Source organism: Streptomyces sp. 7R007, from assembly GCF_054850255.1.
This window is the reverse complement of record NZ_JBTWMV010000001.1, coordinates 198,168-212,139: the sequence shown is the minus strand read 5'-3', so window position 1 is coordinate 212,139 and position 13,972 is coordinate 198,168. Positions and strand designations below refer to the sequence as shown.

Annotated in this window: 16 protein-coding genes; 11 read left to right on the top strand and 5 right to left on the bottom strand. The window is 74.1% G+C overall.

Features of this window, described 5'->3' with window-relative positions; genetic code table 11:
* Window positions 1-16 precede the first annotated feature (16 nt).
* Window positions 17-673 carry an HAD family hydrolase gene (locus ACYF6T_RS01010; protein ID WP_461692579.1) on the bottom strand — a complete coding sequence of 219 codons (657 nt, stop codon included), beginning with the start codon at window positions 671-673 and terminating at the stop codon, window positions 17-19.
* 36 nt (window positions 674-709) lie between these two features.
* A complete protein-coding gene (locus tag ACYF6T_RS01005; RefSeq protein WP_461692577.1) occupies window positions 710-1,738 on the bottom strand; it encodes a PHP domain-containing protein in 1,029 nt (342 codons plus the stop codon).
* Window positions 1,739-1,850: 112 nt separating this feature from the next.
* On the opposite strand from ACYF6T_RS01005, the gene ACYF6T_RS01000 reads away from it, so the two are divergent.
* The 3 genes from ACYF6T_RS01000 to ACYF6T_RS00990 are packed head-to-tail and all read left to right on the top strand — an operon-like array spanning window position 1,851 to window position 3,960.
* Complete coding sequence (locus tag ACYF6T_RS01000) at window positions 1,851-2,654, top strand: SDR family oxidoreductase (RefSeq protein WP_461692576.1); 804 nt, start codon at window positions 1,851-1,853, stop codon at window positions 2,652-2,654.
* Between the two features lie 10 nt (window positions 2,655-2,664).
* Window positions 2,665-3,681 (top strand): DNA topoisomerase IB, encoded by a 1,017-nt coding sequence (locus ACYF6T_RS00995; RefSeq protein WP_461692575.1) that lies wholly within the window; start codon window positions 2,665-2,667, stop codon window positions 3,679-3,681.
* Between the two features lie 42 nt (window positions 3,682-3,723).
* Complete coding sequence (locus ACYF6T_RS00990; RefSeq protein WP_461692574.1) at window positions 3,724-3,960, top strand: hypothetical protein; 237 nt, start codon at window positions 3,724-3,726, stop codon at window positions 3,958-3,960.
* A 125-nt stretch (window positions 3,961-4,085) separates the two neighbouring features.
* On the opposite strand, the gene ACYF6T_RS00985 is transcribed toward ACYF6T_RS00990, so the two are convergent.
* Window positions 4,086-4,568, bottom strand: a complete 483-nt coding sequence (locus ACYF6T_RS00985) for a VanZ family protein (protein WP_461693222.1) — start codon at window positions 4,566-4,568, stop codon at window positions 4,086-4,088.
* Between the two features lie 438 nt (window positions 4,569-5,006).
* Here ACYF6T_RS00985 and ACYF6T_RS00980 point away from each other — a divergent pair, with 438 nt between their 5' ends.
* The 6 genes from ACYF6T_RS00980 to ACYF6T_RS00955 are packed head-to-tail and all read left to right on the top strand — an operon-like array spanning window position 5,007 to window position 8,785.
* The gene (locus tag ACYF6T_RS00980) at window positions 5,007-5,189 is read left to right on the top strand and encodes a hypothetical protein (RefSeq protein ID WP_461692573.1); all 183 of its coding nucleotides are present in this window, start codon (window positions 5,007-5,009) and stop codon (window positions 5,187-5,189) included.
* A complete protein-coding gene (locus tag ACYF6T_RS00975) occupies window positions 5,186-5,638 on the top strand; it encodes a monovalent cation/H+ antiporter complex subunit F (RefSeq protein WP_461692572.1) in 453 nt (150 codons plus the stop codon). The genes ACYF6T_RS00980 and ACYF6T_RS00975 overlap by 4 nt, the downstream gene beginning before the upstream one ends.
* Window positions 5,631-5,909 (top strand): Na(+)/H(+) antiporter subunit B, encoded by a 279-nt coding sequence (locus ACYF6T_RS00970; protein ID WP_461692570.1) that lies wholly within the window; start codon window positions 5,631-5,633, stop codon window positions 5,907-5,909. The genes ACYF6T_RS00975 and ACYF6T_RS00970 overlap by 8 nt, the downstream gene beginning before the upstream one ends.
* Entirely contained in the window at window positions 5,906-6,646 is a 741-nt protein-coding gene (locus tag ACYF6T_RS00965) for an MnhB domain-containing protein (protein WP_461692569.1), read from the top strand. Before ACYF6T_RS00970 ends, ACYF6T_RS00965 begins: the two co-directional genes overlap by 4 nt.
* A 16-nt stretch (window positions 6,647-6,662) precedes the next feature.
* On the top strand, window positions 6,663-7,013 hold the full coding sequence (locus tag ACYF6T_RS00960) for a sodium:proton antiporter (protein WP_461693221.1): 351 nt from the start codon (window positions 6,663-6,665) through the stop codon (window positions 7,011-7,013).
* Window positions 7,013-8,785: a complex I subunit 5 family protein gene (locus ACYF6T_RS00955; RefSeq protein ID WP_461692567.1), complete on the top strand. Its 1,773-nt coding sequence runs from the start codon at window positions 7,013-7,015 to the stop codon at window positions 8,783-8,785. Before ACYF6T_RS00960 ends, ACYF6T_RS00955 begins: the two co-directional genes overlap by 1 nt.
* Here the strand turns inward: ACYF6T_RS00955 and ACYF6T_RS00950 are convergent, their stop codons facing one another.
* Window positions 8,786-9,448 (bottom strand): DUF4230 domain-containing protein, encoded by a 663-nt coding sequence (locus tag ACYF6T_RS00950; RefSeq protein ID WP_461692565.1) that lies wholly within the window; start codon window positions 9,446-9,448, stop codon window positions 8,786-8,788.
* Between the two features lie 145 nt (window positions 9,449-9,593).
* On the opposite strand from ACYF6T_RS00950, the gene ACYF6T_RS00945 reads away from it, so the two are divergent.
* On the top strand, window positions 9,594-10,784 hold the full coding sequence (locus tag ACYF6T_RS00945) for a cytochrome P450 (protein ID WP_461692564.1): 1,191 nt from the start codon (window positions 9,594-9,596) through the stop codon (window positions 10,782-10,784).
* Between the two features lie 167 nt (window positions 10,785-10,951).
* Here ACYF6T_RS00945 and otr(A) read toward each other — a convergent pair whose 3' ends face one another.
* Window positions 10,952-12,814 (bottom strand): tetracycline resistance ribosomal protection protein Otr(A), encoded by a 1,863-nt coding sequence (otr(A), locus tag ACYF6T_RS00940; RefSeq protein ID WP_461692563.1) that lies wholly within the window; start codon window positions 12,812-12,814, stop codon window positions 10,952-10,954.
* Between the two features lie 195 nt (window positions 12,815-13,009).
* Between otr(A) and ACYF6T_RS00935 the strand changes: the two genes are divergently transcribed.
* Window positions 13,010-13,963: a ribose-phosphate diphosphokinase gene (locus tag ACYF6T_RS00935; protein ID WP_461692561.1), complete on the top strand. Its 954-nt coding sequence runs from the start codon at window positions 13,010-13,012 to the stop codon at window positions 13,961-13,963.
* The last annotated feature ends 9 nt before the right edge of the window (window positions 13,964-13,972 follow it).

Below are 13,972 nucleotides of genomic sequence, written 5' to 3'. Positions count from 1 at the left end.
GCGAACGGCACCCGCCTCACGCCAGCGGGCTGTCCTTGAGGGACGCCAGCAGGTGGGCCGGGTCGGCGTAGACCGCCTCCGCGCCGGCCTCCTCCAGGTCGGCGCGCGGGATGCCGCCGCACAGGACGGCCACGCAGCGCACCCCGGCGCGGCGGCCGGCCTTCATGTCCCAGACCGTGTCGCCGACGAACACCGCCCGCTCGGCGGGCACTCCGGCCAGCTCCAGGGCGTGTTCGACCGGCTCGGGCGCCGGTTTGCCCTCCTCGACGTCGTCGGCGCTGGCGGTGGCGGCGATCGCGTCGTCGGCGGAGAGGGCACGGCGCAGCGCGGACAGCTCCGGACCGCTCGCCGAGGTCGCGAGGACCACCGTCCAGCCGTCGTGGTGCAGGCGCCGCAGCAGCCGCCCGGCGTCCCGCAGCGCCGGCAGCCGGTCGAAGTACTGCCCGTACAGGGCCTTGTGCGCCGCGCTGAGCTCGGCGTCCTGGTCCTTGTCCCGGTCCTCGCCCAGCAGCCGGGCGACCAGGTCCTCGGAACCGAGCCCGACGGCCCGGTGGATGGCGTGCATGGGCACCTGGTGGCCCGCCTGGCGGAAAGCCTCCCACCAGGTCGCCACATGAAGGTGGTTGGTGTCGACGAGCGTTCCGTCGACGTCGAACACGGCGGCCCGTTCCATTTGGCTCCCTTCCTCGTCCGGCGCACGGGTACCACGTCAGGAACCCGGCACTCGGCCCTCGCGGGTCCAGGCCAGCAGGTCCTCGAGCGGCCAGCTGTTGACCACCCGTTCGGCGGGCACCCCGCACTCCTCGGCGCGCGCGCAGCCGAGGATCTGCCAGTCCAGCTGGCCGGGCGCGTGCGCGTCGGTGTCGATCGAGAACAGCACGCCCGCCGCCACCGCCCGGCGCAGCAGCCGCCGCGGCGGATCCAGCCGCTCGGGGCGGCTGTTGACCTCCACGGCCGTGCCGCTGTCGGCGCACGCGGCGAAGACCTCGTCGGCGTCGAACTGCGACTCCGGCCGCCCCCGACCGGTCACCAGCCGTCCGGTGCAGTGCCCGAGGACGTCGGCGTGCGGATCGCGTACGGCGCGCACCATGCGGCGGGTCATCGAGCGGGCGTCCATCCGCAGTTTGGAGTGGACCGACACCACCACGACGTCGAGCCGCGCCAGCAGCTCCGGTTCCTGGTCGAGCGAGCCGTCGTCGAGGATGTCGCACTCGATGCCGGTCAGCAGCCGGAACGGCGCCCAGGTCTCGTTCAGCCGCGCCACCACGTCGAGTTGCTCGCGCAGCCGGTCGGGTGACAGACCGCGGGCCACGGTCAGCCGGGGGGAGTGGTCGGTGAGCACCGCCCACTCGTGGCCCAGCGCCGCCGCGGCCCGGCCCATCTCCTCGATCGGGCTGCCGCCGTCCGACCAGTCGGAGTGCAGATGGCAGTCCCCGCGCAGCAGCGCCCGCAGCTTCGCGCCCGCCCCCTCCGGCGGCCCCTGGCCGGCCTCGCCCTCCAGCTTCTCCAGGTAGCCCGGCACCCCTCCGGCCAGCGCCTCCCGCACCACCTGCGCCGTCTTCGGGCCGATGCCCTTGAGCGACTCCAGCGACCCGTCGGCCGCCCGCTCGCGGACCTCGTCCCCGGACAGGGACGCCAGCACACGGGAGGCCGTACGGAAGGCGCGCACGCGGTACGTCGGCGCGAGGGACCGCTCCAGCAGGAACGCGATCCGGTCCAGGGCCTCGACGGGATCCATGGCCACCTCCACCCCCAGGGTTCCCCAGCGGCGCGGTCGGCGCACTGTTTGCCCGCCGTCCAGCCGGGTACTGCGATGCCTCGCCACCTGGCACATCCCGAGGAGGCCCGCGATGTCCGAACCCGCCCGCAGCAAGGTCGCCGTGATCACCGGAGCCGACTCCGGGATCGGCCGGGCCACCGCCGTACGCCTGGCCCGCGCGGGGATGGACGTCGGCATCACCTGGCACAGCGACCTCAAGGGCGCCGAGGAGACCGCCGAGGAGGTGCGCGCCCACGGCCGGCGGGCCGCGGTGGCCCAGATGGACCTCACCCGGCTGCCCACCGCCGCCGGCACGGTCGACGAACTGTGCGACCGGCTCGGCCGCCTCGACGTCCTGGTCAACAACGCCGGCACGGGCACCATGACGCCGTTCCTCGACCTGGAACTCGACGACGTGCGCGAGGTCATCGAGGTCGACCTCGTCGGCCCGTTCCTGTGCGGGCAGAAGGCGGCCCGGCACATGATCCGGCAGGGCGAGGGCGGCCGGATCGTCAACGTCACCTCGGTGCACGAACACCAGCCGCGGGTGGGCGCCGCGCCCTACTGCGCCGCCAAGGGCGGTCTCGGCCTGCTCACCCAGGTGATGGCGCTGGAACTCGCCGAGCACGGCATCACCGTCAACGCCGTCGCCCCCGGCGAGATCGCCACCCCCATGACCGGCCAGGAGGACACCGACGTGCACGCCGAGTCCCGCCCGGGCGTGCCGCTCGGCCGGCCGGGTGACGCGCGGGAGGTGGCGGCCGTGATCGCCTTCCTCGCCGGGCCCGAGGCGTCCTACGTCACCGGCGCGTCCTGGAGCGTGGACGGCGGCATGCTGCGCATGGGCCCGCAGGCCGGCTCACACCTGGGCAGCGACGACTGGCGTCGGCCCTGAGCCGGTGGCCGTGCGACTGCGTACGAGCTCCTGCGACCGTCCCGGTTTCCGGCGCATCCGCTGCGGCCGCGGCTTCCGCTACCGGGACGAGACCGGCGCGCCGCTGAAGGACCCCGCGCAACTGGCCCGGATCCGCGCCCTGACCATCCCGCCGGCGTGGCGGGACGTGTGGATCTGCCCCTGGCCCAACGGCCATCTGCAGGCCGTCGGCACCGACGACGCCGGCCGCCGCCAGTACCTGTACCACGAGGAGTTCCGCGCCCGGCAGGAGCAGGCCAAGCACGAGCACGTGCGGGAGGTCGCCCGGTCCCTGCCGGAACTGCGGGCCAGGGTCGCCGTCGACCTCGCCGGGCGCGGGCTGAGCCGGGCCCGGGTCACCGCCTGCGCCGTGCGTCTGCTCGATCTGGGCTTCTTCCGCATCGGCAGCGACCGGCACACCCGGGAGAGCGAGACCTACGGCCTGACCACCATGCTGCGCGAGCACGTCACGTGCCGCCGCGACGAGGTCGAGTTCAACTACCCGGCCAAGGGCGGCGTCGAGATGGTGCGGGCCCTGGTCGACGAGCAGGCGCACGCCGTCGTCCGGGCCCTGGTGCGCCGCCGGCACGCGGGGGAGCGGCTGCTGGCCTTCTGGGAGAAGGGCGCCTGGCACGAACTGCGCGGCGACGACCTGAACGAGGCGCTGCGCCGGCTGTCCGGGACGGAGATCAGCGCCAAGGACTTCCGGACCTGGCACGCCACCGTGCTCGCCGCGGTCGCGCTCGCCGTCCCCACCGCCGTGGCCAGCGCCACTCCGGCGGCCCGGCGCCGGCAGATCAGCCGGGCCGTGCGCGAGGTCAGCCACTACCTGGGCAACACGCCCGCCGTGTGCCGCGCCTCCTACATCGACCCGCGCGTCTTCGAACTCTTCGAGGAGGGCACCACGATCGCGCCCGTCCTCACCCGGCTGGGCGAACACGGGGACTTCGGGCGTCCGGCCACGCAGGGGGCCGTCGAGGCGGCGGTGCTCGATCTGCTGTGCGGGTGACATGTCGGACTCGTGGGGCCGGAATCGGCCTACCCTCGGCTTATGACCGAACAAGCCAGCCCGCACATCGCCCAGCCGCGGATCATGGTGCTCGGGGTGCAGCCGGGCACACCGCCGTTCCGGATCGTGGAGATCGACGGCGAAGTGGTCGGCGAGGCCAAGACCGTCGTCGACGTCCTGGAGGCCGCCGCCGCGTTCGGCATCACCGTGCACGACCTGGACGACCCGGACGTGGTGCGCTGGGTGGGCGGCGACAAGTTCACCTGGGCGCCGCGCTAGACGTGCCGTCCGGGTTGCCGGTGCGGGAGCGCGTCGACGGCGTGACGCGCCGCACGGTCTCGCGCCGGAGGGGCGCGTTCCTCACCGCCTCCGGCGCACTCCAGGACCCCGGCGCGCGGGCGCCCCTAGGCGCCCTTCGCCCGTCCCTCCGCCCGGCGCGGCCGGCGTTCGCGGGCGTGGACCGCGCGGCCCATCCGGCGGCCCAGCAGGACGTAACCGATCAGCGCGCCGGAGGTGTTGAGGATGACGTCGTCGATGTCGAAGGCGCGGCCCGTGATCAGGGCGCCCTGGGCGAACTCCACCAGCAGCATCACCACGGCGGTCAGCAGCAGCACCCGCAGCAGCCCGCGGGCGCGCGGCGCCAGCACCGGCACGAGGACGCCGAACGGCACCCCCAGCAGCACGTTCCCGCCGATCTGCTTCACCGCGTCGCGCAGCGCCGGCTGGTCCAGATAGGCATGGAGCGAGCGACCCGGATGCAGGTTGGTGTGCGCCATCGACACCGAGGCGGGCGACGGCTCCAGCGTCAGCCGGGCCAGCACCACCGCGAAGGCCACCATGAAGCCGAAGGCGCACAGCATGGCCAGCAGCCGGATCGGCAGCGGCATGACGTGCCTGGCGGCGCTCCTCCCGCCGGCGTCGCTCTTGGGGGTCTTGGCGGTCTTCGGAGTCTTCGCCGTCTTGGCCGCTTTGCCGTTCCTGGCGGCCGTGGTGTCCTTCGTCTCCTTGGCCGCCTTGTCGGTCCGTGCGGTACGCAGGCGTAACGCGGTGTGCGTGCGTGAGGCTGCCCGGGCCATTGGTCCTCCAGTCTTCAACTTCCCTGCGTCGTAAGCCGGTTACCCCGGGAACGGCTGACGATGCCCGCCGCGGCCGCACCTCCTCGGCGGCGCCCGCGGTTTCCCTTCCTGCTGTCGGGGCACTCCGGGCGGTGACCCGCGCGCGCCGCCGCCCCCGGCGCCCGGCGCGGTGTTTGGATGACCCGTCAGGACGTAAGGGACATCCCGCCCAGCGGTGAGCCCCAGTGAGCCCGCGTGAGGAGGTGGCGCATGGACCGCCGGACGGCACTCGTCGCCGCGGGCGAGTTCCTGCTGTGGTGGGCCGCGCTGGCCGCGCTGTGGCTGGTGCTCGTCAGCACCGTGGACACGCTGGAACTCGCGGTCGGCGCAGGCGCCGCCGCCGTGGGGGCGCTCGCGGCCGGGGCCGCGCGACGGGCGGTGACCGGACGGTGAACGGCTGGACGCTCGCGGCGACCGCCGGCCTCGGCGCGGGCCTGGGATGCGCGCTGTGGGGCGTGGCCACCGGGCCGCTGCGCCGCCGGGTGGTCGCCCAGAACCTGTCCACCGCCCTGGCCTGTCCGAGCCTGCTGCTGCTCTCCCAGGCCTACGACCGTCCCTCCTACGTCGATCTGGGCCTCCTGCTCGCCCTCCTCGGCCCCGTCGGCACGCTCGTCTTCGCCCGGCTGCTGGCCGACGAACTGGCCGCCGACCCGCCGCGTGCGTGGGGCGTGACCTGGACGGTCGCCGGCCTCGGCGCCGTCGCCGTGATCGCGCTGTGCGTGGCGACCGGACCGAGCCGGGCGATGGTCAAACTGCTGGTGATCGGGGCGCTGCTGATCGGCGGGAACATCGTCGCCTCGCGTGCCCTGTCCGGCGGCTTCAAGGGGGTGCGCCGTGGCTGACGCGGTGATCGTCGTCGCGCTGCTGCTGGTCGCCGCCGCCTCGACCGTGGCCGTGGCGGTCCGCGACCCGCAGCGCCAGGCCCTCGTCCTGGCCGTCCTCGGAGTCGTGCTCGCGGTGCTGTTCACCGTCCTGCAGGCACCGGACGTCGGCCTGTCCCAGCTGGCCGTCGGCTCCGCCGTGACCCCGCTGCTGCTGATGCTGACCGTCCGCAAGGTCAGGCGGCGCGGGCAGGAGAGCCGCGGGCAGGCGAGAGGGGAGCGCCGGCGATGACCCGACGCGCCCGGCTGTGGCTGCTGCTGGCCGCCGGAGCGGGCCTGGCCGCCCTGCTCGTCGCCGCCTGCCTCGACCTGCCCGGCTTCGGCGGCGACCGGCACCCCTACGGCGACCGGGCGGTGCGCGCCTCCCTCTCCCGGCACATCGCGAACACCGTCTCCGCCGTCAACTTCGACCAGCGCGCCTTCGACACCCTCGGCGAGATGACCATCCTCTTCTCCGCGGTCCTCGGCTGCGTCGTACTGCTGCGGCAGACCCGCGACGAACACCGGGCCCGCCCCGAACCCGCCGACGTGGCCCGGCCCGTACGCCGCTACGCACTGCTCGTCCTGCCCGTCGCCGTGCTCACCGGCGGGTACGTCGTCGCCCACGGCCAGCTCAGCCCCGGCGGCGGCTTCCAGGGCGGCGTCGTCGCGGCGACCGCCCTGCACCTGCTCTACCTGGGCGCCGACTACCGCGCCCTGGAACGCATCCGGCCGGTCGGCCTGTACGAGGTCGGCGACTCCCTCGGCGCCTCCGCCTACCTGGTCACCGGCCTCGCCGGCGTGATCGGCTCCGGCGCCTTCCTCGCCAACACCCTGCTGCCCTACGGCACGTTCAACACGCTCTCCTCCGGCGGCACCGTCCCGCTGCTGAACGCGGCCATCGGCATGGAGGTCGCCTGCGCGGTCGTCGTGCTGCTCGCCCGCTTCCTGGACCAGGCCGTCGAGATCGAGGAGGGGAACGGGAAGTGAGGCCCCTGTGAGCGCCGTGACGCACGTCCTGCCGTACCTGGTGGCCGTGTGGGTCTTCCTGGCCGGCTGCTACGGCCTGGCCACCAGCCGCAACCTCGTCCACGCTGTCGGCTGCCTGTCGGTGTGCCAGGCCGCCACCTACGTCCTGCTGCTCGCCGTCGGCTACCGCGACGGCGCCACCGCCCCCGTGTTCTCCGATGTCGAACCCGGCTCCCGCCCGGTCGTCGACCCGGTCGTCCAGGCGCTCGCCCTCACCGACGTCGTCGTCGGCGCCACCGTCACCGCCCTGCTGCTCGCCCTCGTCGTCCAGGTCTCCAAACGCCACGGCACCATCGACCCCGACGAACTGAGCGAGCTGCGCGGCTGATGAACGACCTGCTGCCCCTCCTCGTCGCCGTCCCGCTGCTCGGGGCGGCCCTGCTGGTGGCCGGCGGCCGCCGCATGCCCCGGGCTCTGGCCGAGTCGGCCGGCTGCGCCGTCTCGGCCGCCACGGCGGCCCTGGCGATCGTGCTGCTGCTGAACTCCTCTCCGCCGATGACCGAATGGGTCGGCGGCTGGCAGCCCGTCGACGGTGAGAGCGTCGGCATCGTCCTCGTCGGGGACGGTCCCGGACTGGGCATGGCCGCCCTCGCCTCGCTGCTGACGCTGGCGGCGCTGGTGTACTCCTGGCACTACTTCGACGAGCCGCCGCGCCGCCACGCCGGCTCCTTCCCCGCGCTCATGCTGCTCTTCCAGGGCGGCATGTGCGGCTTCGCGATCGCGGGCGACCTGTTCAACGCCTTCGTGTGGTTCGAGCTGATGAGCGTCGTCGCCTACGCCCTCACCGGCACCCGCGTGGAGGAGGCCAAGGCCGTGCAGGGCGCGCTGACCTTCGCGATCGTCACCTCGCTCGGCGCCTACGCGATGCTGATGGGCATCGCGCTGCTGTACGCCCGCACCGGCGAGCTGGCCATGCGGCAGATCGGGCGCGGCCTGGACGCCGCGGCCGGGACCGGCGGGCCCGACGCGCTCGTCCTGGCCGCCTTCGTGCTGCTCCTGACCGGACTGCTCGTCAAGGCCGCCGCCGTGCCCTTCCACTTCTGGCTGCCCGACGCGCACGCCGTCGCGCCCACCCCGGTGTGCATGCTGCTGTCCGGCGTGATGGTCGAACTCGGCGCCTACGGCGTCTGGCGCGTGTACGACACGGTGTTCTCCGGACCCGGCGGCATCCCGGTCGCGGACACGGAACGCGCCCTGCTGGTGCTGGGCGCGGTGACGGCGGTGACCGGCGCCGTGATGTGCTGGCACCAGCGGCACATCAAACGCCTGCTGGCGTACTCGACGATCTCCCACACCGGGATGTTCCTGATCGGCCTCGGCGTGCTCACACCGGAGGGGGACGACGGGGTCGCGCTGTACGTCATCGGCCACGCCGGCGTGAAGGCCGCCCTGTTCGCCTGCACCGGCATCCTCCTGGACCGGCTCGGCAGCGTGGACGAACACGCCCTGCACGGCAAGGGCCGGCGGCTGCGCGGGGTGGCCGTGCTGTACGCCGTCGGCGCCCTGGCCCTCGCCGGACTGCCGCCGTTCGGCACGGGGCTCGGCAAGGCCGTCACGGAGGAGGCGGTGGGCGGGCCGCTCACCGTGCTCTACGTCGCGGCGACCGCCCTGACCGGCGGTGCGGTGCTGCGCGTCGCCGCCCGGGTCTTCCTGGGTCTGGGCCCCCGGCCCGAGGACGGCTCCGCGTACGAGACCAAGGGCTCCGACGAGGAACCCGAGACCGGGCACCGGCTCAGCCGGGTGCCCGACACCATGACGGCGGTCCCCGCGGTGCTGCTCGCGGCGGCGCTCGCCGTCGGTGCCGTCCCCGGCTTCGCCAAGGTGGTCGCGCACGGCGTCAGCGAGGCGGGATCGGGCGGACTCGTGGTCTCGGCCCCGCACTGGACGGCCGTCGGCGTCCTGCTCGGCCTGGTCTCGACCCTGCTGGCCGTGGGCCTGGCGGCCCTGGCCGTCACCCGGCCGCGGCTGCTCGCCGCGCGCGGCCGGGTGCTGTGGCTGCGGCACCTGCAGTCCGGGCATGTCGGGGACTACGTGGCCTGGATGCTGGCGGGCGCCGCGCTGCTCGGCGCCCTGGCCCTGCCCGGGGTGCTCGGCGGCTGATCAGGCGCCGTAGCTGACGTGCACCTCCTTGAAGCCCAGGGAGTGCAGCAGCCCCTGCAACATGTCGGTGGTGTTGGTCTCGGCCCGGGTGGTCAGCCCGCTGTCCTTGGCCGCGTCGCCGATGTGCTTGACCGCGAGCTTCTGCACGGCCTGTTCGCTGTTGGGGTTGTCCGAGAAGAGGTCGCCCAGACGGTCGAGGAGACCGCGCTGCTTGGCGACGGCGTAGGAGCGGTCCGGGTCGAGGGCGGGCTTGCCCAGTGCCGCGTGCGGCAGCCGGAGGGTCGCGGAGGTGCGGTCGTCGTTGACCGTCACGTCCTTCTCGCCGACCTTGCCGAGGTCGACGTAGGCGTCGACGGTGCCCGCGCCCACGTACAGGACACGGGAGCCGCGGATCGCGTCGGGCAGGTACTTGCTGTCCTTCTCCAGGTCCACGACGACCTGGAAGTTGCCGGAGGCGGCGTCGTAACGGCTCATGTCCTGGATGGACTGGAGCAGTGCCGGTCCCGTGTTGTCGTGCGTTTCGGTGCCGAACAGGTCCTTGAGGCCCGGCAGCACGGCCAGCCGGATGCCGGCGAAGAACACCACGAGCACCAGCACGAGGGCGCTCACCGCCTTCGCCCAGCCGGGCATGCGCCTGGACATGCGCCTGATGGGAGTCGTCATGGCGACGGTCCTCCTTTCCATTTCTTCCGGATGCCCGCCAAACCCCGTGGCAGACCGGCGCGTTGGCCGATTGGCCCCCCTGACGGGGGCGGGCGGGGCGCACTAGCGTGGAGCAACCGCCCCGTCGGCGCGTCTGGAGACCCGCATGACCACGGACAGCACCTCCCGGCCCCTGTGTCCCATGCACCGCATCGACCTCCCCGAGCCCGGACCGCCCCGCCCCGCCACCCTCGCCACCGGCACGCCGGTGTGGCTGGTGACCCGGTACGCCGACGTGCGTCAGGTCCTCATGGACCCCCGCTTCGACCGGCGTTCCCTACGCGCCCCGGACGCCCCGCCGCTGGTCCTCGTGCCGAACCTGCTGGACGACCCGGACGGCATGGTCAACATGGACGGCGAGGCGCACCGGCGGCTGCGCGGCACCGTGCAGCGGGCGTTCACGCCCCGGGCGATCGCCCGCTGGCGGCCCTGGGTGGCCTCGGTCGTGGACGCGCTCCTCGACGACTTCGCCGCCCGGGAGCGGCCCGCCGACCTCGTCGAGGGGTTCACCCGCCCGCTGCCGGTGTCGGTGATCTGCCGGCTGATGGGCCTGGACCACCTCGACCGCGAACGCATCCGCCACTGGGCCGACCACGCCCTGTCGGGCGGCGCGCACACCCGGGAGGAAGTCGCCGCCGCCATGCGGGAGTTCGCGGCCTTCGGCGCCGACCTGGTCGCCGAGCGGCGGGCGAAGCCCGGCGACGACCTGGTGAGCGGCCTGGTGGCGGCCGGTGACGGCCTCGGGATCGAGGAACGGCACCTGGTGCGCCTGGTGTGCGGGCTGGTGGTCGCCGGGCACGAGACGACCATGACGGCGCTCGGCAACCTCGTCGTCTACCTCCTCACCGACCGGCGGGAGGTGTGGCCCGGGCTGGCGGCGGACGAGGAGACGGCGGCCGGCGCGGCCGAACAGCTGCTGCGTGCCGTCCCGCTCAGCGAGGGCCGGGTGCTGCCCGGCCTGATCCGCCGCGCCGTCGAGGACGCGGAGGTGGGCGGGGTGACCATCCCGGCGGGCGCCGTGGTGGCCGCGCAGACCAACTCCGCCAGCCGCGACCCCGACGTCTTCCCGCCCGGTCCGCCCGACCCGTTCGCACCGCTCGACGCACCCACCGTGGTCTTCGGCGCCGGCCCCCACCACTGCCTGGGCGCCTGGCTCGCCCGGCTGGAGCTCGGCCTCGCCCTGCACCGTCTCGCGGCCCGGTTCCCGGCCCTGCGCGCCGAGTTCACCCCCGAGACGATCGAGTGGCGGGAGGGACAACTGACCCGCGGCCCGCGCCGGCTGCCGGTGTCGTGGTGAACGCCCGTCAGTGGGGCCGCAGTTCGGGGTCGCCGGACGGCCGTGACCACGGCTCCGGCCGGCTGCCGGTGTCGTGGTGAGCGCCCGTCAGTGGGGCCGCAGTTCGGGGTCGCCGGACGGCCGTGACCACGGCTCCGGCCGGCTGCCGGTGTCGTGGTGAACGCCCGTCAGTGAGGCCGCAGTTCGCGGTCGCCCGACAGCCGCGACCACCACACGCCCTCGCCGTGCGTGAGCCCCGGCAGCCGCAGCTCCATCTCGCGCACCCGCCGGGCGGGCAGCTCCCCGGTGATCACCCATGCCGTCGACCCGCCCGTGGTCTCCGCGAACTCGGCGCCGAAAGCGGCGAGTTGTGCGGTGACGGAGGACAGCGCGTCGAGCGGCACCTCCGCCTCGAAGCTGTGGCAGGGCTCGTAGAGGCGGGTCCCGGCCCGCTCCAGGGCCCGGCGCAGCACGACCGGGGTCAGCCCCCGGAAGTCACCGGCGGTGCTGACGGGTGCGGAGTAGCCGGAACGGGTCAGCGTCACGCGGTAGTCCGTGACCGGCGCCCCGGACAGCCCGGTGAGCAGGGAGGCGTGCACGGTGTCCTCGACGGCCTGGTGGAAGGCCCGGGGGAGGGCGCCGAGTTCCGTCTCGTACGTGAACACCCCGCCCGAGCCGCGCGGTCCCGGCTCCACGCGCAGCCCGATCGTCGCCCAGTAGCGGGTGCCGAGGTGCCACGGCATCTCCGCCGCCGCCTCGCCCGTGCCGCGGGGACGCTCCAGGAAGCGGACGCGGCCCGGTTCGAACTCGGCCTCGACGCCGAAGTCCTGCGCGAGGGTCGCCGCGATCACCTCCATCTGCACCTCGCCGTACAGCAGCAGCGCGGTGGCCCCGGACGCGGCGGGCCGGGCGTGGATCAGCGGGTCCTGGTCGGCCAGGGTGAGCAGGGCGGAGCGCAGCGCGGCCGACTGCCCCGGGTGACGGGCCCGGACCAGCGTCTCCAGCGTGGGCGGGGCGAACTGCGGCGCCCGGTCGGTCACGTCGCCCAGCCGGTCGCCCACGCGGACGGCGCCCAGGCCGGTGAGCGCCGCGATGTTGCCCGCGGTGAGCGGACCGCCGCGGCCGATCACGTCGAGTGCGCCGACCCGCGCCGGCACCTCGGTGGCCCGCCCGTCGGCCTCGCGCCGCAGGAAGGCCAGCCGCTGACGGGGTGTCACCTCACCGTCGTACAGGCGTAGATACGCCGTGCGTTCGCCGCCCGGTGCCGTGCGCACCGCGAACACCGTGCCGCGCGGGTCGCCGCCGGTGCCCGTCGGTGCCGGCGGGATCAACCGCAGGACGGCGTCGACGAGTTCGGGGATGCCCTGGCCGCCCAGGGCCGAGCCGAACAGGACGGGGTGGAAGGAGCCGTCGGCGGTGTGCGCGGCGAGCGACGCGCGGACGTCGTCCGGGGTGGGCTCGGGGCCGTCCACGACCGCCGCCAGCAGGTCCGGGTCGACCTCGGCGAGCGCCTCCGCCAGCCGCCGGTCGCCCGGCGGGCGCGCGCTCACGCGGGCGTCCGGGGTGCCGATGTCCGTGACGTCCGTGAGCGGGGCGGCGTACGGGGTGAGTCTGCGGTGGATGTCGGTGAGCAGGTCCGCCGAGCGGGCACCCACGCGGTCGATCTTGTTGACGAAGACGAGCGTGGGCAGCCGCAGGCGGCGCAGGGTCCGCATCAGCACCCTGCTCCGCGCCTGCACGCCCTCCACGGCGGACAGCAGCAGCACCGCGCCGTCGAGGACCTCCAGGGCGCGCTCGACCTCGGCGACGAAGTCGGAGTGGCCGGGGGTGTCGATGAGGTTGACCTGGGTGTCGCCGGCCGTGAAGGCGGCGACGGCGGAGCGGATGGTGATGCCGCGCCGGCGCTCGATCGCTCCGTCGTCCGTCCGGGTGTCCCCGGCGTCGACGCTGCCGAGCCGGTCGATCGCCCCGTGGTCGAACAGGAGCCGCTCGGTGAGGCTGGTCTTACCGGCGTCGACGTGGGCCAGAATGCCGATGTTCAGGGTGTGCATGCGGGATGGAGTCCTCGAAGACCGTGGGCCGGAAGGGGCACTGGGTGGTTTCGAGGAGTCGGCGCATGCGAGGAATCCTGCCGTGAGGGAACCCGGACCGGGCCATGATGGCGTGCGGGCCCACGGCTGCCGCAACCGGTTTTTCCCGCGGTCAGTAGCATGAAGTCCCGGACATGATCATGCGAGGAGCGGATCGTGCGAGACATCTCCGTGTTCAGCGGCAGCGCCCATCCCGACCTGGCCGCCGAGGTCTGCGCCCATCTGGGCGTGCCGCTCAGCCCCACCCGGGTCAGCCGCTTCGCCAACGACTGTCTGGAGGTGCAGCTGCAGGCCAACTGCCGGGAGCGGGACGTCTTCCTCATCCAGCCGCTGGTCAGGCCGGTGCAGGAGCACCTCGTCGAGCTGCTGCTGATGTGCGACGCGGCGCGCGGCGCCTCGGCGGCCCGGATCAGCGTGGTCATGCCGCACTACTCCTACGCGCGCTCCGACAAGAAGGACGCGCCCCGCATCTCGCTGGGCGGCCGGCTCGTCGCCGACCTGCTGGTGGCGGCGGGCGCGAGCCGTGTGCTGACCATGACGCTGCACGCCCCGCAGGTGCACGGCTTCTTCTCGGTGCCCGTGGACCACCTGCACGCCCGGCGGGAGCTGGCCGCGCACTTCCGGCGCCACGACCTCTCGCGCACCACCGTCGTCTCGCCCGACCTGGGCAACGCCAAGGAGGCGGCGGCGTTCGCGCGGATGATCGGCGCCCAGGTCGCCGCGGGCGCCAAGCAGCGGTACGCGGACGACCGGGTCTCCATCAGCTCGGTGATCGGCGAGGTCACAGGCCGGGACGTGATCGTGCTGGACGACGAGATCGCCAAGGGCAGCACGGTGCTCGAACTGCTGGAGCGGCTCAGGGAGCTGGGGCCGCGCTCGATCCGTGTGGCGTGCACGCACGGGCTGTTCGCGGCCGGGGCGCTGAAACGTATCGGCGAGCAGCCGGACGTACTGGAGATCGTGTGCACCAACACCGTGCCGGTTCCGGCGGAGGAGCGCACCGAGAAGCTGCGGATCCTGACCGTCGCCCCCGCGCTCGCCGAGGCCGTACGCCGCATTCACAACGGCGAGTCCGTCAGCGCCCTGTTCGACGCGCCGCGGACCGAATAGACAGGAGGT